Annotated in this window: 16 protein-coding genes; 8 read left to right on the top strand and 8 right to left on the bottom strand. The window is 35.2% G+C overall.

Translation table 11 applies throughout. The annotated features are described in order from the left end of the window. From AC0INN_RS21645 to AC0INN_RS21630, 4 genes are all read right to left on the bottom strand, one after another. On the bottom strand, window positions 1-4069 hold a 4069-nt coding region (locus AC0INN_RS21645), incomplete at its 3' end, for a SpvB/TcaC N-terminal domain-containing protein (RefSeq protein ID WP_306615069.1). Between the two features lie 46 nt (window positions 4070-4115). Beyond that, on the bottom strand, window positions 4116-4592 hold the full coding sequence (locus tag AC0INN_RS21640) for a T9SS type A sorting domain-containing protein (protein ID WP_306615068.1): 477 nt from the start codon (window positions 4590-4592) through the stop codon (window positions 4116-4118). Between the two features lie 9 nt (window positions 4593-4601). Next, window positions 4602-5603 (bottom strand): cell wall anchor protein, encoded by a 1002-nt coding sequence (locus AC0INN_RS21635; RefSeq protein ID WP_306615065.1) that lies wholly within the window; start codon window positions 5601-5603, stop codon window positions 4602-4604. Window positions 5604-6104: 501 nt separating this feature from the next. Then, window positions 6105-7259 (bottom strand): hypothetical protein, encoded by a 1155-nt coding sequence (locus AC0INN_RS21630; protein WP_306615064.1) that lies wholly within the window; start codon window positions 7257-7259, stop codon window positions 6105-6107. A 97-nt stretch (window positions 7260-7356) separates the two neighbouring features. Between AC0INN_RS21630 and folE the strand changes: the two genes are divergently transcribed. The 8 genes from folE to AC0INN_RS21590 all read left to right on the top strand — a co-directional run bounded on the left by folE (window position 7357) and on the right by AC0INN_RS21590 (window position 16616). After that, window positions 7357-8022 (top strand): GTP cyclohydrolase I FolE, encoded by a 666-nt coding sequence (gene folE, locus AC0INN_RS21625; RefSeq protein WP_172284379.1) that lies wholly within the window; start codon window positions 7357-7359, stop codon window positions 8020-8022. A gap of 5 nt (window positions 8023-8027) precedes the next feature. Then, on the top strand, window positions 8028-8459 hold the full coding sequence (locus tag AC0INN_RS21620) for a DinB family protein (protein ID WP_273650588.1): 432 nt from the start codon (window positions 8028-8030) through the stop codon (window positions 8457-8459). Window positions 8460-8611: 152 nt separating this feature from the next. Next, entirely contained in the window at window positions 8612-10078 is a 1467-nt protein-coding gene (gene cysS, locus AC0INN_RS21615) for a cysteine--tRNA ligase (protein WP_306615061.1), read from the top strand. Between the two features lie 233 nt (window positions 10079-10311). Further along, window positions 10312-11478 (top strand): T9SS type A sorting domain-containing protein, encoded by a 1167-nt coding sequence (locus tag AC0INN_RS21610; RefSeq protein WP_306615058.1) that lies wholly within the window; start codon window positions 10312-10314, stop codon window positions 11476-11478. Window positions 11479-11602: 124 nt separating this feature from the next. Further along, window positions 11603-14257, top strand: coding sequence for a 4-alpha-glucanotransferase (locus AC0INN_RS21605; RefSeq protein ID WP_306615056.1), 2655 nt, complete (start codon window positions 11603-11605; stop codon window positions 14255-14257). Between the two features lie 139 nt (window positions 14258-14396). Beyond that, complete coding sequence (locus AC0INN_RS21600) at window positions 14397-15350, top strand: hypothetical protein (protein WP_273650592.1); 954 nt, start codon at window positions 14397-14399, stop codon at window positions 15348-15350. Between the two features lie 184 nt (window positions 15351-15534). Next, a complete protein-coding gene (locus AC0INN_RS21595; RefSeq protein WP_273650593.1) occupies window positions 15535-15981 on the top strand; it encodes a hypothetical protein in 447 nt (148 codons plus the stop codon). 125 nt (window positions 15982-16106) lie between these two features. Further along, on the top strand, window positions 16107-16616 hold the full coding sequence (locus AC0INN_RS21590; protein WP_172284366.1) for a ferritin: 510 nt from the start codon (window positions 16107-16109) through the stop codon (window positions 16614-16616). A gap of 75 nt (window positions 16617-16691) precedes the next feature. Here the strand turns inward: AC0INN_RS21590 and AC0INN_RS21585 are convergent, their stop codons facing one another. The 4 genes from AC0INN_RS21585 to AC0INN_RS21570 are packed head-to-tail and all read right to left on the bottom strand — an operon-like array spanning window position 16692 to window position 22557. Further along, window positions 16692-17162, bottom strand: coding sequence for a hypothetical protein (locus tag AC0INN_RS21585; protein ID WP_172284364.1), 471 nt, complete (start codon window positions 17160-17162; stop codon window positions 16692-16694). Between the two features lie 60 nt (window positions 17163-17222). After that, window positions 17223-17870 carry an XAC2610-related protein gene (locus AC0INN_RS21580; protein WP_273650594.1) on the bottom strand — a complete coding sequence of 216 codons (648 nt, stop codon included), beginning with the start codon at window positions 17868-17870 and terminating at the stop codon, window positions 17223-17225. A 2-nt stretch (window positions 17871-17872) separates the two neighbouring features. After that, window positions 17873-18490 (bottom strand): hypothetical protein, encoded by a 618-nt coding sequence (locus tag AC0INN_RS21575; protein ID WP_273650595.1) that lies wholly within the window; start codon window positions 18488-18490, stop codon window positions 17873-17875. Window positions 18491-18495: 5 nt separating this feature from the next. Continuing rightward, entirely contained in the window at window positions 18496-22557 is a 4062-nt protein-coding gene (locus AC0INN_RS21570) for a PAAR-like protein (protein ID WP_306615052.1), read from the bottom strand. Between the last annotated feature and the right edge of the window lie 4 nt (window positions 22558-22561).

The raw sequence follows: 22561 nt of genomic DNA, 5'->3' as shown, positions 1-22561 counted from the left end.
CTCCTTTATCAGTACTTGAAATTACATTTCCTAAGGCATCTGTTGTTTTGGTGGTTGTTCTTCCATAGCCATTCAATTCTTTGACCGTTGTGGTCAGCCCTGAAACAGAAGTCTCTGCTTTCTTGCCATTGAATGAGGTCGCCGTTATCTTAGCTGGAAATACAGTATCATCATACGAAATACTATTCCACTGATTGGCTGATTGACCTTCAAAATAGGGTTCGCTTTCTTTGATTTTTCTACCCAATATATCATATTGAGTTTCTTTAGAAATATATTGCCCTTGTCCAAAGGCTTTAGTGGAAGTCTTATATTCCTGGCCTTGTTTATTGGTATACTTTTTAGTTATATTCCCATCCGGATCATTTTGAGTCATCGTAATATTAGTATTACTATCTCTCTCATATTGATAAGAAGTGATTCCGTTCAGATTGGTTTTGGAGGTTAAGAGTTTACCCCATCCATCATATTTATTTTCTAAGGTATTGCCTAATGGATCGGTTTGCTTTTCAATCTGCCCCCAGTCATTATACACAATATTGGTTTCAAGACCTAAATTGTCCATTTTTTTTACCACAAAACGGCCTTTAGGATCATACCTGCTTTCCGTATTCTGAATCCGTGAATCTATACTATTACTTATTGCCCTTTTTGTAATATTTCCGAAGGCATCATAGTTATAGGTTTCTGTTATAGATTCGGTATTATTTCTGTTCCAGGTGATCTGTGTTTTTAACAGGTTATTTTCATAGGTATATTCTTCTTTGGTTCTTTTGGTATCCCCATAAGCCTGTACAACATCCTCTTTAATTTTCGGACGACCAATGTAATAATTGGTTCCTGTTCCTGATGGATTATGGAAATAGTCAAAGGTTGAAGTAGTTATAGCAAAGTTATTGTTGATTCTGGTTTCCCTTTTTGCAGGAAGATAATAATCTCCATAGATAATCGTGCTTGCTGTAAGGGTATTGGTTAAAAAATCCTTGATTTTATTAGTCGTAGGTATAATGGCTACCACTACCTTATGCCGGTTTGCCTCCGTAATATTGGTTGTAACCTGTCCGTCTACCAGTTGTTGTCTTTCGTAAATGGTTGATTTAAAGCTTAAAAGCTGGGTATTGTTTTCAGAGATGTTGGCGGGGAAGATCAAATTTTCGTTATTGGTACGGATAGACCATTCTTTTACGGGAACGCCCTCATTCAATGGATCGATCTCTACTCCGGACCAGATTTTGGTAGCTTCAAACCCATCTGCATACCACGAAGAACGGGCGGTCTGGCGGAAGCCAATACTTCCCCGACCCTGCAAATGACTTACAAATCCTCTATAACGGAAATCTTGTTTACGGACTCCGTTATTGGTGGTCTGAAGTAGTTGTGATACTGCATACAATCCAGAAAATTTATTTACCTCAATATAAGGGTATTCTTCTTTTTTTACTGAAGTATAAAGATTGGGATTGGTAGAGGGGTTCAGTTCCTTGTATTCTATATTTGTACTTAGATCTCCTTGCACAATGGAAGAAATTCTTGAGTAAGTGCCGGTATCTCTAAAGCCATTAGCTTCAAGAAAAATAAACCTTTCACAATCGGTTTTGCCACAGTTTTGAGGTTTCCCAAGAATAATGACTTTCTTTCCATCTCTATACATCGTTGTTGTTGCAAAAGGAACGACAACCTGATTAAAATAAAAATTCTTTGTCGGCCCATGTTGAGTGAATACGATAGGTACTCCATTAGAATTTGCTGTAGTAAAAACTTTTGAGGAAACGCTGGTATTTTCCCAGTTAAAATGATTGTTCCAACTATGATCAACAAAAGAAACAGTAGTTGCAATGAATTCTGATCTTCCGTCTCCGTCTAAATCATCAGCAGCAAAAAGTTGCCCCGTAAACGTGGCATACCTACACCCTGATTCGAAAAACGTATTATGCACTCCCTCCTTACTCGTTTCGTAATTCAAGGTAAAATAGGCCAGGTTATTTTTTACTTCTTTTATAAAACCCACTCCATTGGAAATATATAAGTTCCAATGAGATGATTTGTCTGCTTGAGGAATCATTAAATCCGCTTTTCCGTCTCCATTAAAATCTCCTACAATAGCCCTGTCAAAAACGCCTTCCAGGCGAGATATATTTCTTATTGTTGCAGTAAAGCCATTTTGCCCTTTTTTATAACTCTCTATGGACCCATTATAAGAAATAAACTCAAGGACACCATCGCCATCGAAATCTCCGGCTAATGACTCAAATAAAGATTTTGTTCCCCCTCCCGCATGAGAAACTTGCATATCATCATACAGAGAGACAATCATCGTTCTGGAATTATTATTACACTTCCTATCAATGATAGGAAATGTTTGATCCTGATCCGGATTATTAGTTACCTCATCGTTACAATACATATCTGTAATTTTCAAGATCAGTTCAGACTGATTGTCTCCGTCAAGATCAAGTTCTTTACTTGCTTCAAGAGTTGAGTTTAGAGAGCTGTTTAAAGTTATAGTATAGGAGGGGTTATTAGGATAAGGTGCATATTCGTAATCATTGGATGAAGAATAATCATATTTGTCTCCAGATAAAGTTTTCTCAAACTCTGCTATAAGTTGATTATCATCGTTCACAGAATACCCACGTATGATTAAATCTTTTTTTAGAGTTCCATTAATTGTTTTTTGCTCTAGTGTAACCCAACCTTGTCGTGTTAATAACTGGTTTTGTGTATTTTTTATGGTAAAAGAAGTACTTGATGACCAGATTTGGGCATTCATGTAAGCAAGACTTCCAACAGGTACTTTGGTATTATTTCCAAAAACATCTTTATATAAAATAATATTGGTTCCTTCATTTCTTAATACATCGACTTTTCCATCCCCATCAAAATCTCCATTAATTCCTTTATTATCTCCATTCACATCGTAAATTCGGGATTCTTTCCAATCTTTCACCGTGGCATTTTCATAGGTGAAAAGTATAGGATTGGCAGACTCTTGCTTAGCATTCTGCTCAGTAATCGACTTTACCAGCTGATATTTATTATCACTATTAAGCTCATTGAGAATCTTATATTTTTTAAATAAGAGACCATTGGTATGGACGGTAATGTCTTTTAGTAAATTAGACTGGATAAAGCTCTGTGTCTTAAGATAAGAAGTCTCTGTCAATTGTCTTGCTTCATAATTAAATGAAATAGTATTAAAATGAGCGGTATTACTATTTTCATTTCCTCCCCATTGTATATTTGAAATGATGGCTACATTATTGGATTGAGTATATTGATAGCTAATATAATTACCTTGAGCATCTTTCCATTTTACAATATTGTAGTCTACCGGAGTTCTTGCCGGACTATTTCCTGAAGTGGTCGCTCCATACCAGGCTTGAGATCCGTCTTCAAAAGTAATCACCCAATATAATGGTCCTTTCCATGCTTGCCCGGTTATTGTTCCTATTGATTTTACTTTAATATTAGAGTATTTTTCCGTCACATATTCTGAGCCATCTTTTCCGTATTCCCCGGATTTTAAGATCAGTCTTTGTCCATTGTAGCTGTAATAATCCGACTCATCTAACTGAACTCCTTTAATCTCACCATCTTTTTCCATATTCCTTCCAGTTCTTGAAATCGAGGTGATTCCTGATAAACTCCATCCATATCCCGCAATTCCATTTCCGGAACCACTGGAGTAAATAAGATTAGCTTGTGGGGCTACACTTTTTATCCCGGGAGGCAAAGCTATTGGCAGGGTAAATTGTAATTGACCTGACTCGGATACTTCAATATTTCCTTTCGTATCATGGAAGCTTTGTCCTTCCGGGGCAGTTGTGCCGTATGGATTGGTTGCTCCTGCATTAGAATCTGTTGGACCTCCTCCCGGATTTTCTGTAGCAGGTCCAATCTGTGCCACAAATGGATTTGAGGTATCCGCAGCTGCTTTGAATCCCTGTGCCAGTAGTATGGCCTGTGGGTCCTGTACTGTTCGTGAGGCGTTTTCCTGCTGATATAGAATTGTTTGTGAAAAGCCCAATAGTGAGCAGAATGAAATAATAAACGAGTATAAAAATTTCATAGATGATAAAATAATAAGTAATACTTAATTTTTCTTGTCTAAACAACTACCTTTTTGTAACATTCCTGCTGAAGATTCTTCCGTCTTTTAAGGTAAACTGAAGGATATATACTCCCCAATCGTAGCCGGAGATATTGATTTTAATCTCTTTATTAAGATCAGGCATGTTTTGCTTCCGGAATTTCCAGTTGATGGTGTTGTGTTGATATAGTGCTACAGATTCAATAAGACCATCTGCTTCGTTGGTCCAGTCTATAGTAAGAATATCGTTCACAGGAACCGGATAAAGCCTGATTTGTTTCCAGAATGTTTTTTCATCCATGGCTGGATTTTGCTGCAACGGAGCTATGGTTCTGGTTTCCTGACTTTCTTTCTTTGTTTCATCTGAAGCCTTTTTACTCGTGTTATTAGTACCACGATATCGCTGGTTTCCAGCCTCATCGTATTTGAAATAAACTTCAGTTTGCGAAAAACCAAAGAATCCCATAAGTAAGGCAGAGAAGGAAAATATTTTTCTTTTCATAAGTTGCATTTACTTGATTTTTCCTGAAAAAAGAGACTTTAATTGTTTTTCTAGTTGCTTTATTTTTTCAGATTGAAATTTTAATTGTTTGTTTTGTTCAATAGAATATAGTGTCAGCTCTTCAATTTTTTCCAGTAGCTTGGCGTCCATCTCACCCACATTGATTCCGTTTTTTGCAACTTCTTCAGCGGAAGGAATATTGGGCAAATGCCCTTTTTGTTCAATATGTTTTTCGACTTCTTCCAACGAACGAAGGTGATAATCTTTCCCGAAGACATAATCAGCCCATCCATTGGTAGAAGGAACTTCAATCTTTACTTTTTCTGTTTTTATTCCGTCTTTTACAAATAAGCGATATTCATTACAGTCACTACAGGCGGAGAGTGCAGTATTATTCCATGAAGTTCCGATAAGGACCTTACCATTTGCTCGTACAGTGAACACGTATTTTGCCCAATCCCCTTGTGTATGGGGAGAAGAAAGTGTAAGCAATCCTACATCATTAGATTGATAGTGGTCATATACAAGCCACATCAGGTCCATTCCTGAACTTACATTTTGTACTGTACTTCTTACCTGAACACCATCACTGTTGATATTGGTGTAAAATTGAGCTCTTCCATAGTTTTTAAAAGCAATATTAGGGTCTGTTGGACCTCCGATGGCTACTGCACCTTCACTTGATTCGATAAGAAATTTGCCCCATTTGCTCCATTTGGGATCATTCGGGAGAGCATTTCTATAAAATACACCTCCATCATTAAAATTGATCTGGTGATTTTTATTTCCTGAATTTCCTGACCATGGAGCTATAGTTAGTAATCCTGAAAATTTTCCGGCGCCGGGTGCTTCAATGATAGCTCTGTCCTTAAATTCAGCTTTAAATTCACGATTATATTCAGATGGAAGTGGATTTACATTTCTTGTATCCTGAACCTGAAGATTAGCGGCCTGCTGTGCAAAATATAACTGAGTGAATAAAATAATGCCAGTGAGTAAACTTTTTTTCATTATTGGATGTTTTATTACGATAGTTGTAGATTTAAATATACTTTTGGGTATAATGGTTAGATGGTCCTGATTTTTGAATCAGAATCATTAAAAGGATTAAGTCCATAAAAAATTAAAGGGAATAAACCTTTAAAAATGGAAAGTCATTAGAAATACATTTTATCTGTTAAAATGTATAGGGGAAATTATTTTTCATGCAGTGATCAAATTTTATTTGTGTTTTTGCAAACATATAAAATGTTCACTATATGTAGATTTAAAACACGTAACAATTTGATATTCTGGTCTGTATTTGTAATTTATTTAAAAAAATAAAGAAAAAAATAAATCTGGATTTTTAAAATTTTGAAAAATATTCATAGAATGGAATGGGCTTTTAGCAAAAAAATGCTAAGTAGATTGTTGTTTATCTCCAAAAAAAATGTTCAGGAGATTATAGCAGAGTTTAATACATTAAAAAAAGCCATCAGTTTCCATTTCTGGAAACGTTCTGAAATAGAACTAAAGTATAGGATGCCTTTCAAAAGGTTTGTTCCTATCAAAAAGATACCGATAGGTAATTAACTTTCTGGTCACAGTAGTATCGAGAGTTTCTGCAATTTTTATCATTTTCGGATTAAAGTCTCCGATCCATTGAAGCTCGGTTACTTTAAAATCTGTATGTTTTCTCAGATGCTGGGTTCCTTCCCAGATCATATATCCATCGATTCCTTTCCTTTGCCATTCGGGAATAACGCCGAAAACCAATCCGACCATTTTTTCATTTTTTTTGAATGTTTTGTACCAAAGGAACTTCAATTTTTCTATACATCCGAACTTTCCGTTGAGGTATCTGATCCATTGATTCACGTCCGGAATATTCATCCACATGGCAATCGGCTTTTCATTTTCATAAACGAACCATGAAATATGTTCGTTGATAATAGGTTTCATAGTTTTGAACATTTTCAGCACCTTGCCTTCTTCCAGTCTTTTTCCTTCTCCATGCGCTGCCCAGGCACTATTATAAACCTCCGTGAAATCTTTTGCAAATTTTTCCAGATTATTTTTTTTCATAGGCTGTGCAGAGATGGACGGATTTCGGCGGTGCTTTTCATGCATTACCCTAAATACCCGTGAAACGTCCGCGAAAATAGGTCTTGAAAAGCAGAGCTGTTCAAAATATAACCTGAATCCATAATTTTCAAAGAGATCTTTGTAATAAGGAAAATTATAGTTCATGCCAAATAAGGGAGGTGAAAATCCATCTGAAAGGAGACCCCAGAATTTATCTCTTTCTCCAAAATTAATAGGTCCATCCATTGCCTCCATACCTCTTTCGTGCAGCCAGTTTTTACAATAATCAAAAATAAAATTAGCTGTTTCCTGATCATTAATGCAGTCGAAAAAACCTAATCCTCCGGTTGGCTGATCCTGCTTGTAGAAAGTATTGATAAAAACAGCGACCTTTCCAACAGTCTGATTGTTTTTATTTTTAAACAAAAATCTTTGGCACTCACCGGTTTTGAAAAATTTATTCTTACTGGGATCGAAAACTTCTTCGATATCTTTGTCTAAAGGTCTGATGTAATTTTTATCGTGCTGATAAAGTACAGCTGGAAACTGCAGAAATTCTTTTTTTTGTTCTTGATCCTGTACTTCTTCAACAATAATCATAAATTTTATAAAAATAGAGGGTGAAAGATAATGTTTTTGGTTTCAATTGAAATCAATGAATCGATTTTATCCGTATTTTTGTTGCAAATTATAAAAAATGGTTGATTTTACTGATAACGACGATGATATTTTCACTGGAAAAGAACATACGCCTATAAGGGAAGATGCTTTTGATAAATCGCCACAGGAAAAGATAGAAAAGATTACCCAGCTTTTTGGGGAAATTATGGAAACTTTGGGAATGGATATGACGGATGACTCCTTAAAAGATTCTCCCAAACGTGTTGCAAAAATGTACGTGAATGAAATTTTTGGTGGACTACTTCCGGAAAACAAACCGGGAATTTCTACTTTTTCCAATAAATATAAGTACCGCCAGATGTTGGTGGAAAAAGATATTACAGTATATTCGTTCTGTGAGCATCATTTTTTACCAATCATTGGAAAGGCACATGTTGCCTATATTTCAAATGGTGAGGTAATTGGTCTTTCAAAAATTAACAGGATTGTAGACTATTATGCAAAGAGACCTCAGGTTCAGGAAAGACTTACAATGCAAATTGTAAATGCCCTTAAAGAAGCTTTGGGAACAAAAGATGTAGCGTGTATCATTGATGCGAAACATCTTTGTGTGAACTGCAGAGGAATTAAAGATACGGCAAGTTCTACGATTACGGCAGAATTAAGTGGAATATTCAGGACTAATCCTATTACCAGACAGGAATTCCTGCACTATGTAGGAAGCCATACGACTTTGGATTAATCGAAATGGATTATCAGATTTTAAAAGATACCGTTGAGTCGGAGATGAAAAGATTTGGGATGATTTCTGAAGAAGAATGGAGTTACAAATTTTCTGCTGATAAGTGGTCCAAAAAAGAAATTTTAGGTCATCTTTGTGATAGTGCACTAACCAATATCAGGAGATTTGTGGTTACCCAATACAAGGAAAATGAAAATATAGTGTACGATCAGAATTTTTGGGTGAAAGCTCAGAACTATCAAAATATTCCGATAGCTGACGTGATCAATCTTTGGAAATATCTCAATCTTCAGATCGTGAATGTTGTTGAAAATATGCCGGATGAGGTTTTGCATAAAAATTGTGATACTTCAAAGACAGAGCAGAGAGTGTATACGCTGGAGTATCTGATTCAGGATTATATGGATCATTTGCAGCACCATTTAAAAACAATTTAATAATGATAAAATTTAAAAAAGTTTCAGATAAAATTTTTGTAACCACAATTATTTGTTGTTGCCAGAAATGCTTTTGTTAAAAGGTCACAATCTTTTAATACTAAAACTTTAAACTAAATTATAAATCATTAAATCTTTTAATTTTAAAATCAATGCAATTAAAAATATATAATTCGCTAACTGCTGAAAAAGAAATTTTCAAACCTATTTTAGAAGGAAACATTGGGATGTATGTTTGTGGCCCGACGGTTTATAGCAATGTACACTTAGGAAATGTAAGAACGTTCCTTTCCTTCGATTTTATTTACCGTACTTTAATGCATTTAGGGTATAAAGTAAGATATGTTAGAAATATTACAGACGCGGGACACCTTACTGATGATGGGAATGTAGATAATGACCGGTTTGTAAAGCAAACCCGTCTTGAAAAATTAGAGCCTATGGAGATCGTACAGAAATATACTGTGGATTTTCATAAAGTTTTAGATATGTTCAATCTTTTGCCTCCTAATATTGAGCCTACGGCGACCGGGCATATTGTAGAGCAGATTGAGCTGACTCAAAAGTTAATTGAAAGAGGTTTTGCATATGAAAGTAATGGTTCTGTTTATTTCGATGTTCTGGAGTATAATAAAAGAGGATTGAATTACGGGGAACTTTCAAAACGTAATATAGAAGAACTGTTTGCTAATACCCGTGATCTGGACGGGCAAGGGGAAAAGAAAAACCCACAGGATTTTGCACTTTGGAAAAAAGCGTCGCCTGCTCATATCATGAGATGGAATTCTCCTTGGGGAGAAGGCTTTCCGGGATGGCACCTGGAATGTACTGCAATGAGTACTAAATACCTCGGTGAGAAATTTGATATTCACGGTGGTGGAATGGATCTTAAGTTCCCACATCATGAATGTGAGATTGCACAAGGTAAAGCCTGCAATGATGTAGCTCCGGTTAATTACTGGATGCATGCCAATATGTTAACTATGAACAGCCAGCGGATGAGTAAATCAACAGGAAACTATATCCTGCCGATGCAGCTGGTTTCCGGTGAAAATGATTTCTTTGAGAAGCCTTTTCACCCGTCAATCGTACGATTTTGCTTCCTTCAGGCTCATTACAGAAGTGTCCTGGACATTTCTAATGATGCTATGATTGCCAGTGAGAAAGGATTTATCAGGCTGATGGAAGCCGTAAAAGTGCTGAATTCTGTTGTGCCGGATGATATTAAAGAATCAGGTTTCAATCTTAAAGAGTGGAAGGAGAAGGCTTATGACGCGCTGACAGATGATTTTAACTCACCAATACTGATCGCGCATTTGTTTGAAGCGGTGAAATTTATTTTTGCTTTGAATGATGGGAAAGAAACTATTTCTACTGAGGATCTTGCTGATTTAAAATCTACTTTACATGCTTTTATTTTTGATGTTTTGGGCCTACAGCCTATTGAAGAAAATAATAATGAAAAGCTTGATCAGACCTTACAGGTTCTGATTGAATTAAGAAATCAAGCCAGAAAATCTAAAAACTTTGAGCTTTCAGACCAGATCAGGGATAAGTTACTTGCTGAAGGAATAGAGCTAAAAGATGGAAGAGATGGAACTACTTATGTTTTGAATTAAAAGTAGATCTTTTTACATATTACCTCCCACAGGTTTTACGGATTACGCAGCTTTCAAATAGAATGTCTGTTCAAATCAGTAGAATCTGTGGGATTTTTTTATTTGAATAAATATTAGATTTAATGAATATGCTAATTAAAGCTACTGATGTATTATTAAATTTTTAAATAATTGTATTTTTTATTATTTAATCTAGAAAATATGTAACTTAGTGATAATAAATCCTATTAATTATGAAAAAATATTTATTCCCTGTCATCTTACTGTTATTAGGAGTGAAAGCTTCCGGGCAGCAAGATTTCTTTGCACTTACCGGAAAAGATACTTCGAGCATTATTTTTAATGATTTCCGGGCCCTGGATGTTATCAATGGAACTTCCGGTGAAACTATGTTGACAGCAGATTCTATGGCAAAAGTATTTTCACATTCGAGAAACGGATCTGTTACTGAGGATAAAAACTCTTATAACCATGCCCAGTCTGCAACAATGGCTGCTTTAGCTTATGATCCGTCGGGAAATAATCTGATATACATGCCGATGTTTTCTTCTAATGTGTATGTTTTAAACAATAAAACCAAAGAAATTACTTTGGTAGAAAACAACGTAACAAGAGTAACTGCGTGTGATATTAATTCCCATATAACGAGAATGGCGACAGGATACGAGGGAAATGTTTATGCTATTAATAATGCAGGAACCCAATTCTTACAAATTACCAGAACAGGTAATCAATATTCGGTTCATGACCTGGGAATTATTAAAGATGATATATCCAACGGAAAGAATTCTTTTACAACTATTGAAACAGGTTTTGGTGGAGATATGATTGCTGATGCAGACGGTAATTTCTATGTTTTTTCGACATCAGGAAATGTCTTTAAGATTCTGAAAAAAGAACTTAAGGCAAGGTTTATAGGGAAGATCACCGGTCTACCTGAAAATTATTCAGTGAATGGTTCTGCTGTTAATTCAAAAGGAAAGGTGGTGATTGCAAGTGCAAAGGGGGCCCCATTGTATGAGGTGGATATGCAGACATTAACCGCGGATAAAATCCCCGGAGATCTGAATCTGCATATTTATGACCTGGCAAGTAAGTATTTTGTAAACGATAAATCCGTAAGCTCAAATGTTTTAACCCGCGTAGATATTTATCCTACAAAGGTTAACGAGCATTTTATTACAATAGATATAAATGATCAAAAGATCAAAGAAAATATTATACTTAATGTGTTTGATATGTCTGGTAAAAATGTGATGAAACAAAATATATCTGCTAAAGGAGGAGCCTTAAACCAAAAAGTATTCCTGAATAATTTAATGGACGGAGCATATATTGTAAATCTTACAGAAGACTCAGGTAAAATATTATTAAATAAGAAGATTATTGTCACTAAATAATATCCTGAATTTTTATGATTTTAAAACCTTTTCAAAGTGACTGAAAAGGTTTTTTTAATGAATATTTGATCTTGAATAAGTTTTGTTTTTCGAGATTATAGTGTATTTTTATAAAAAAATAGAGATGAAATTATACTTTAATGTAGGATACAGCGCGCAAATTGGAGAAGGATTACAGTTGGTGATCAAAGAAGAAGGAGCTGCATCTAAAGTTCATAAAATGTTCTACACAGAAAACGGTTTATGGAAATGTGAGGTGGATTATTTCTCAAAATCTATTTCTTATAAATATCAACATATCAATGAAAGAGGGAATGTCCTGAGGGAAGAGTTTGTATCCCATCATTTGAATTTTCCTCATAATTATAAAGAATTTTTAATCTTTGATGAGTGGAATAATAAGAACTTTCCTGAAAACTATCTCAACAATAAAATTCTTTATAATAAACTTAATCAGTTTATTCCGGAGAAAATTACGGTTCTCAAAAAGCATACTCATTTATTCAGGATTGAAGCTCCTATTTATAACCCGGACTGGCAAGTCGTTCTTTTTGGGAACACTGAATCTTTAGGTAGCTGGGATTATGAAAGGGTAATTCATTTATCCCAAACTGACTTTGGAGTTTGGGAAGCAACAGTGGAAATTCCTGAAAATGAATTTATACAGTATAAATATTGTATTTACGATAAAAGTTTACAGAAAGTTGTCGACGTAGAAACTGGTGAGAATAGATTTACGGTTCCTAATCTTCAGCCTGATGTTTTACAGGTCCTTGCCAACCATTATTTTAAATTTAAATCTTATCAGATGTACCATGATGCAGGAGTTGCAGTTCCTGTATTCTCTTTAAGGAGTGAAGATGGGTTTGGCGTAGGGGAATTTGCTGATATGAAAAAGTTAGCCGAATGGGCACAAAAGACTGATCTTGGTATTATTCAGATTCTGCCTATTAATGATACTACAGCTAATTATTCCTGGACGGATTCCTATCCTTATGCCGCTGTTTCTGTTTATGCTTTACACCCACAATATATTTCACTGGAAAATCTTGATTATGCTTTACCTGATGATTTAGTTGAAGAATATCAGTCAGAAAAAAAAGAATTGAATGCTTTAGAATTGATTGATTATGAAAAAGTAATTGCCGGCAAATGGAAATTTCTGAAAGCTGTTTTTAGCTTGCAGAAGACCAAGATTTATAAAGACAGAAATTTCAAAAAGTTTATAAAAGATAATGAAGGCTGGCTGATTCCTTATTGTGCGTTTTGTGTATTGAGGGATAAATATAAAACGCCCAACTTTAATAACTGGAAAACACACAAAAAATATATTGCCGGAAAAATTGCCCCATTTTTTTCTGCAAAAAGTAAAGATTATGATGATTCGATGCTTCATGCCTGGGTTCAGTATCAACTTCATAAACAACTGAAGGAAACTATAGATCATATTCATAGTTTGGGTGTTTCGGTAAAAGGAGATCTGCCTATTGGTATTTACAGGTATTCTGTAGAAGCCTGGGCTGAACCAGAACTGTTTGGAATGGATTTCCAGGCTGGGGCACCACCTGACCAGTTTACTGAACTGGGACAAAACTGGGAATTTCCAACCTATAACTGGGAAGCCATGAAGAAAGATGATTATCGATGGTGGAAGAACAGGTTTAAAGCTTTGGAGCAGTATTTCGATGCCATGAGAATAGATCATATTTTAGGCTTTTTCAGAATATGGAGAATGCCCATATCCGCCACTCAAGGTATACTCGGATATTTTTATCCAGCTGTTCCTATAGTAGCTGAGGAATTTAAAGCTCTGAACATTCCTTTTAATTTTGAGCGGTATTGTAAGCCTTTTGTTAATGACCATATTTTATGGAAGTATTTTGCAGACGAGAGTAGTAAGGTTCTGGAGTTTGTAAATAAGAATGCCGATGGAACGTACTCATTTAAAAAAGAGTTTGATACACAAAGGAAATTATCGGACTATTTCAAAAAAAATAAGGAGAATTCCTTTTTGGAAGAAAGGCTTCTTTCTCTTTGCGCAAATGTTTTGTTTGTGACAGAAGAGAGAAATGGGAAAACTGTGTATCATCCAAGATTCAATGTATACAATACGGATTCTTATTTTTATTTGTCTGATTGGGAGAAGAATTCGATCTATAATTTGTATCATGACTATTTTTTCAGAAGGCAAGACCACCTTTGGTACGAAAAGGCCATGGAAAAATTACCTATGATACTTAACGCAACAAAAATGTTGATCTGTGGGGAAGATTTAGGAATGGTTCCTGCTTGTGTGCCTGTAGTGATGGATGAGCTCGGTATTATAGCTCTAAAAGTCCAGCGTATGCCTTCGGATGATATTCCATTCTATAATCCCAAAATTGCAAATTATATGAATGTGGTTACGGCATCATCACATGATAGCTCAACTTTACGGCAATGGTGGAAGGAGGATCCGGATTTAACTCAAAAATATTTTAATAATCAGCTGATACAATATGGAAAGGCTCCAAAAGACCTTAACGCTTATTTGGCGGAAATCATTATGAAGCAGCATTTGTACAATGATGCTATGCTGGCGGTTTTTCCTCTTCAGGAATATTTAGCGACTGATGAAGAGCTTGTAAACCCTGAAATGGATAATGAAAGAATTAATGATCCTGCTGTTTTTCCTCATTACTGGCGTTACCGCATGCATTTGAACCTAGAAAGCTTAATGGACAAAACTGCATTTAATGAAAAAATCAGTCACTGGGTAAAAGATAGTGGTCGGAAGTAAGATTTAACAATTGATTATCAATTAATTAATGATATTTTAAAAGAAGTTGAATGAAAAGATTTAACTTCTTTTTTTTATTCGTATCAAAGAAATAGAATAGAGATATTCTACTATATATTAACCAATTAACGCTATTGAGATGAAAAATATACTTTTAGGATTTGCACTGGGTTTGGCGACTTTGTCGTTCGGCCAGCAGTATCCACATAACGGATGGGATGATGATGGGTATGATAATAATAACGGATACTACAGCAACCAGGACGATCAGAATTATTTCCCTGATGATTACTATTACAACTATCCTCAGGACTATTATCCTAATGCTTATTACCAAAGCTACTACAATGATTACAGGAACAGTATCATCAATGTAAACTGGAATGTATTCTTTGCTCAAAACAGATTAAACCGGTGGCAGATTGATCAGATCTTATATCTGAATAATCTTTACTCCAGTTTTGCAAGCTGGAATAACTTCTACAGGTACAATCCGGACAGATGGTATTATGATAGATTTTATGCAATGCAAAGAATTTTAGGACCAAGGGTTTTCGTTGTTTTCCAAAACAATTACTATCACGGCTCAAGTCCTATTGTTTACTTTCAAAACTACAGAAGAAGCTATTATGTTCCAAGATATGCGGTGATGCCACGTTACAGAAATATAAACATCAATGTTTATAGAGTAGATAGGGCAAGATTCCGAAGAATGGATAATCCTACTCTTAAAGTTGTTTCCACTAGAAACTACTCTGGCTTTAGAGATAATGACAACAGAAATCAAGGAAACAATGGATTCAGAAGTCAGGGAGGTTTCAGGAATCAGGATAACAATGTTAGAAATAATAGCGGATTCAGAAGTGATAATAATATAAACAGAGAAAGATCCGGAAACAGTGGATTCCGTACAAACCGAAATCAGGATGCCGTAAGGGACAATGGACCGAGAAGAGAAAACAATAATGGTTTCAGGAACGGAGGAGGAGAAGGATTCAGACAACAAAGAACTGAAAACTCCGGTTTTAGAAAGCAAAATAATGGAAACGACAACAGAGGTTCCGGATTCAGACAAAAACTGGCAAATAATTAATTTTCATATATTATATTTAAGTGGTGTGAAGGGCAGGTTTTTATAATCTGTCCTTTTTTAATGCTATGTTTTTATTTTATGATTTTTATACTTTAAATTAACATTTTTTATGAATATTTTCATTTAACTTCTGTTTTGTTTGATTATCAAAAAGATGTATAACAATTAATTAAAGATATAAAAAATGAAAAAATTAATTTTAGCAATAGCTTTTATCGGAATGGGAAGCTTTGCAATGGCTCAACAAACAACTCCACAGGATCAGCAGGCAAAAAAGGCTGAAATGCAGCAAAAAATGCAACAAAGAGAACAGGAGCGCCTGGATCAGATGCAGAAAGATCTTAATCTAAACCAGAATCAGGTTGCTCAGATTAAAGACCTTCAGGCTAAGAGAAAAGCGGAAATGATGGCTGATTTCGAAAAGAATAAAGGAGAGAGACAAGCGAAGATGGAGGAAATGAAAGCCAAAAGAGCACAAATGGATGCGGATATGAAAAAGATATTAACTCCAGAGCAGTATGATAAATGGCAGGCTGATAGAAAAGCTAAAATGGAAAAAAGAAAGGCAGAAATGAAAGACAGAAAAATGATGGTTAAGCCGATGCCTGCAGGTACTGCGAATGCAAATTGATAGTTTATAATTGTGTTTTTTTAATGTGTTGAGGACGGAAGTAATTCCGTCCTTTTTACATTAATTTTCATTAATTTTTTTGAAATCGGGCTTTAATTCCGTAATTTTGAATATAATCTTTTATTATGGTAAGCGAAAAAATTGCAAAATTAATCAACGAACAAATAGCCCACGAACAATATGCCGCACAATATTACCTTTCAATGTCTGCTTGGTTTTCAAGTAAGGATCTTGACGGGATTGCCAATTATTTCAGGGTTCAGAGTAAGGAAGAATTAATGCATGCAGATAAGATGTTTGATTATTTAAATGATGTAGGAGGAGAAATCATTATCGGAGAAATTCCAAAACCACCTCATGAGTTTGATAATGCAACAGATATTTTTGAAAAAGCACTTGAACACGAAAAAATAGTAACTAAAAGTATTTTCAATATTGTAAAGAATGCAAATGATGAGGGGGATTTTGCAACAACTTCTTTTTTACAGTGGTTTATTAATGAGCAGGTAGAGGAAGAGGCAAGCGCATCTCAATTGGTTACTAAAATCAAAATGGTTTGTGATAATCCTTCGGCATTATATCTTTTTGATCAGGAATTAGCTCAAAGAGTTTTTGTTCCTGCTGCAGATGCATAAGACTTAATAGCTTTAAATATAAAAGAGTGAACCTTATCCAAGTTCACTCTTTTTTATTTTTACAATATGATGTTTCTATTTTGATACTTTTAAAAAGATTTGTTGATGGTCTTGATTAATATCGATGGTTGGAAATTTTTTATCATAATCAATAACGATATCTCCTTTATCTTCAACTCCGTTTCCATCGGAATCCCAATTAATCGTAACGTAATATTTTACCGGATCTCCTTTCTTTACTTCCGGTTTAATTAGACTTTCGGGGTTGTTAGGTACAGGAAGTTCAATGGTAAAAGGAATTTTTTCCTGTGAATATTCTTTCTCTGCGATCAAGGTTGCCGGTACATCAGCCATATTAGCAGGTACCCCATACAAATTAACTTTAAGCTTTGCATTTTTGGGAATTACATTGTCTGTACCTGTAAACTCGATTTTTACATTTTTTCCCTGAGAAGCTTTATCTGTTGCTATTGCTTCTTTTTTGGGAGCATTGCAACTTACCAGCAGTAGGGCGCCCAGACTCATTAAGGTTATAAATTGTTTCATCTTAAATTTGTTTTAGAAACTAAATTTATGAAAAAAAAACACAAGTAGGGATATATTTTATTAACGTTTCATATCCTGCTCTTTTGAAGACAGAATATTCCACTTGGTTTCCTTTAGTTGAAAAATGGTAGTATTTATTTTACAGCAACCTAATGGCGCAATGGTTGTCAAAGTTTTATTGTTACTATCTATAATTTTTGGAAAGGCTCCTTCGTTTAAAGGAAATTCTTTATTCATTTTAAATGTGCTATCATTTTTATCCTGGAAAAAGTAAGAGTATACAGGTCCACCATTGCCTCCGGAGTCATACAGAATGGCAAAATCTTCAAGCTGATCAAAGTTAAAATCAGCAATGATAAAATCATGATAGTTTTCGATTCCTTCTTTTATTTTTTCTCCGGATAAGAAATAATTAATTCTGTTTAAACTCAAAGAATCTTCAACGACAGGCCACGTCCCTGGTGTATACATGATTTCCTGGAAATCCTTATTATTTTTAAAGATGTTAATTTTTAATTGAACAGGTCTGTTTTCGTCATCTTTAGCAGCAACACTAACCTTAAAATCAAAATTTTCATTTTTAGATGTTTTGACTTCTTTTTTTTCTGTTGTAGGGTTTCCTGAGCCTTGTCCTTTTTCAGGGGTAGGCTTACTGCAATTTATAAAGAAAATGGAAGTTAATATAATACTTAATAGGGTTGTTTTCATTCTTACATTAAAAGGTTTAAGTATATTTTTAATTGATCATTACTGCGCCATTCGATCCAAAATATTTGGTTATTTCTGGTTATGTTTTTAACCTGTAACCAAGTGTCCTGGATTTTCAGTACTTCGATTTCATCATCAGATTTCCAGTTTTTTATATCTAGTATTTTGCCATTAATTGCTTCACGCGGAGGATTTTTTTTAGGATCCTTCGTTTCAATACTAGTTATCTGATTCTCCAAAAAATCCTTCCAGCTATAAAATAAATAGTTTTCTGAAGGTTTTATATAGGCATAATTATTTTTGGATGTTACTACCTTGTAAAACTTATCATTTTTTTCTACACAGCTGAAGAAAAGAATACCATAATCTGCCTTATTAAGAAGAGGAATAATATCTTTTCCTGGTTGTGCTTTTTTTATTTTAATATGAGATAAGGATTTATCAGTATACAGAACAATATCCTTATCCGTTTTTACTAATTGTACCAGACCTATCCCAATAGTTTGTATTAAATCATCATTCTGATAATTTAGCGCTCTTTTCTCCTGGCTTTTAAAATTATTAAAAAATAATAAAACAAACGCTATGAGTGTATAAAGGGAAAAATTTGTTTTTATCATATTTGTTATCTTAATCCTAAATGGAAATGATCCTGGTGAACTGAAGTCGCCTTACCGGTAGTATGCTTGATATCTTTTTTATAAGCATAGTTTTTATTAAAGCCCCATTTGGTTCCCACCAGGAGTATATTTTCCAAAACTTCAATAAATTTCTCTTCTGTTTTATAGGCTTCTTTTGCATCACTCCATAAAGTTTGGCCACCGTTTGAACTACCCGGATATCTTATGTCGATGTCATTTCCTGCTTCATTATGTCCGGAGTGTCCTATATTTCGTCCATCATTTGCAGATATATCATTGAAATACAAGGTTTCAGAAAAATTATTTTTAGGTAATGAATAAAAGAATCCTAATAATGCTGCACATACATCTTCCGCAACCCAGTTATCGCCTCCTCTGTCTCTCGTTCCGAATCTACCCCAATTAGGTCCTGTCTCTGGAAAAGGTAATAGGTTATGCTCATTTTTCTCCAGTGTAATTGTTTTCACTAATTGGTTATTGTCATAGATATCATATTGGTATTTTTTAGATGTATCGCATTTCATAACCTTAGGGCAAGTGTATTTATCTACATCAATTTTGTATTTATTAATATCTCCTGCCACTGCTTTAACTTCGTCACAACACTTTTCACCAAATTCTTTGAGAAATCCTTTTTTAAGATGTAAATGATTTGTTGGCCCTTTTAATTCTTCCTGATAGAATTGCTCATATTTTTTCAAAACATGATCAAGTGCTTCTTCTCTTTGACCATATCCTGCTCCCGGTAAACTTGCCCACTCAGTTCTACACTTACTGATGGCTCCTTTGATATCGTCTTTCTTAATTAAATCTAATGCTTTTTTCTTTTCTTTAATCAGGTATACACAATATTTATCCTGGCTTTCAGGTGAAAAATCTGTGATACCATGATTGGTTCTCCATGTTGCAAAACCATTATCCTGCCAATTCTTTTTTGTAATCTGGTAGGCTCCGGCGGCTGAAGAATAGTCATTTATTTGATCTATCCAGACCATTACCTTAGGGTGGTCACTGAAATCTTTTCCATGATCTTTTAATGTACTTCCTCCTACAATTCTTGAATAACCTCCTTCATCCTGTGTACCTTCACCCACCCTTAGCATTCTCATGAATGCTCTTACTTTTGCTTCACATTCACATACTCCGTCTTCATTTTTTCCTGTTGATAAGGATTCTCTTCCAACTTTTACCGCAGCTTTGTTTTCTACCATATTAGGAAGGCTGGCAGTTGCATATAAGATAGCCATATCGGAATGATCAAGATACACTGCCCTTTCCTTGGCTTCTTTTCCTTCTCCTTCTGTTACCTTGATAATGGCGGAAATTTTAAAATAATTTTTAGGCTTTCCTAATTTCGCAGGATCAACTTTTAATATAAGCTCACCTTTTTTATTGATTTTGCCTGTTTGTGTATTGAAAAAAGTCTCTTTAGAAAATTTTTCTTTTACGTCTTTCCAGTCTTTCCATTGTCTAGGACTCCATGCTATTCCGAAATATATGTCTGATTTTGTAATAAAATGCACCTCAACATTTTTGTCTACCATATTGATGGCGTAAATTTTAAAATAGAGCGGAGTGGTGATGGGGGAGTTGTATCTTTTCTCAGTGTCTGATGCATCACAAAAATAAGCATCCACGATTTTGGGAACATCAGAAACTATAAGAGAAGAGGCGAGTGCCTTATCTGCATCCTGAATGATGAGCGAGGGGTTTGTGGATTTCATTTTAAAGAACAATTCTCCTTTTTTAGTTACTCCCTTGCTTTCTATTTTATGTTTTATAGAGTCATCTAACGTGAAAGGCCAGTAAACCGCTGTAGCAGTTTCATTTAAAGTTCCTGTCTTCTCAAAAATAATATTACTTCCCGTGCTGTCATTATCGTATACTTCCAGCTTTACTTCCTCACCTTGTAATCCCTCATATCTTACATAAGCAGATATATCCTGGCCATAGCCGGCCTCTTTTATAATATTCCCGCTGCTTCCGTCATTATCCATCCATTTTGCAGTATCCGCAATTACTTTGGGCTGAATAACATCCAAAGATAAAGGCTTTTCACAATTTCTACCTCCCATACTGCAATTGATAGTATATTTTCCGGGAACTAAAAACTTATATGAAAATTTTTCACCTGTGCCTCCTGCCGTAACCGGACCTGTGATCTTCCAGATAATAGGTCCGTCTTTTGAAGCATTGTAATCTTTAATAAGCATCTTGCTTATTTCAAATAAAATATTGACTCCAACTTTTGGTTTTTTATCATATTTTATTTCGGTGACCACATTATTTTTTACTTCGAAGCGCCAGTCGTCATCTTCGTCTTTTGCTCGTTTTCCCGTAGCGTTGGCAACTTTGCTATAGGCTTCCACAACATATTTTCCAGGCACCATAAGCAGATTGCCAGGTATTGTAATGCTTTTACCTGTGCCCTGTAATATTCCGTTTAAATTCCACTTGATCTCTGAAGACTCATCTGAAGTAAGGTCATAAAGAGGATTGTTTCCGAAGTTATATTTCATTTTCGAAACACTGAATGACATGGCGGTTCCCGGTCTTACTACTTCAGCACCATGGCTTATTCCGATTACAGCATTACCCTCAGTTTCTCCGGACATTTGTTTTTCTATAATGCTTCCTGTATCATTTATATACCGGGCGATAATAGTATATTTTGCCTGGGTATTTTGAGGAGTAAACGTCAATGTATCTCCATCTTGAACAGCATCCGTAACAACATTTCCGCTTCCATCAAGTAAAGATAATGTAAGTCTTGATTTTTCTTCTTCAGTGAGATCAGGAATAAAAAATTTAGCTTTAAAGACAGAAGGAACACCCCGTCTGAATTTTCTGTTTTTAGAAGGATCAATCCTTGTCGAAAAATCTCCTGATGTACACTCTATATCGAGCAGAGTGTTTTCTACCACTTCAATATCGATTGAGCATGAAGGGTCACATTTGTCATATTTTCCTTTTTCAAAATCAGGACTTTTAGGCTTCCCATATCCTTCTACTCTGAATTTGCCTGTTTCCGCAAAGCTCTGTGAAAACTCAGTTCCGATTTGTTCTTTGAGAAGAATCCTGTCTTCTTTTTTACCCTGATGATTCTTGTAAATCATCCAGGAGGTAAGCTGCTTGTTTCCGCTCTTCAGGTTGGCTTTGAAATCAGTTTCTTCATTTTTTCGAAGATAAATGATATCTTTTTTACCTTTTGAATCGATTTCTTTAAAATCTTTTCTGTTTTCTATTTTTGTAAGCGTTATAGAAGTAACTACAGGATATTCCTCTTTTTTCTTAGGCTGTGCTACTGCAGGATTTACCATGGCAAGCTCTAAGGGATTGGTATTATCTGCATGTGCGTTACTTACAGAATCGGTCTGTCCATGTTTGTCTATGGTTATTTTGCCCCCAACCATACATTGCAATTCGGATATTTCTGTAAGAGTATTTTTGCCCATTACCTGTGTGCTTTCATAGGTTTTGCTCCATTTGGGTGCTGGAGCCAAAGCGCAAGGCAGGTTGCCTCCGGCAGAGGGCTTAAGGGTACATTTTCCGAAGGTTGCTACCGGTGGATTGAAGGTTTTGTCCTCTTCCGTAGCAGCCAGCTTACTGCTATCGTCATTAAGAACAATTATTTTATGAGTGGTTACTTGAAGGTCAGCGGTTTGTTTTGGATTTTCAGCTTTATCACAAACACATTTTGCATTATGTACGACAAAGTATTTTCCATCGTGATCACTTTTAGCAGCGTTCTCTTCTTTTTTCTGCTCTTCTTCCTTCTTTTTTTCCTCTCCTTGTTTTTGTTCGGCATTTTTTTGTTCTTCAGCAGGGTCGGGTGGAGGAGTTTCTCCATTCATCTCATATATTTCCTCATTTGACGGAGTCAGGAGATTAAACCCCGGATAGGGAACATTCGGAACCTTTGGGTCAGCGCCTGCATTTTGATCATGGTATTGTTTGAGCTTAGTCCAGTCTTTGATACCCAATTTTTTGGCTATATCCTGTAACGTCTCACCGCTCTGTACCTTATATGGGATGGAAGCTGCCATATCG

Source organism: Chryseobacterium subflavum (genome assembly GCF_055762745.1).
This window is presented reverse-complemented; position numbering and strand designations above follow the sequence as displayed.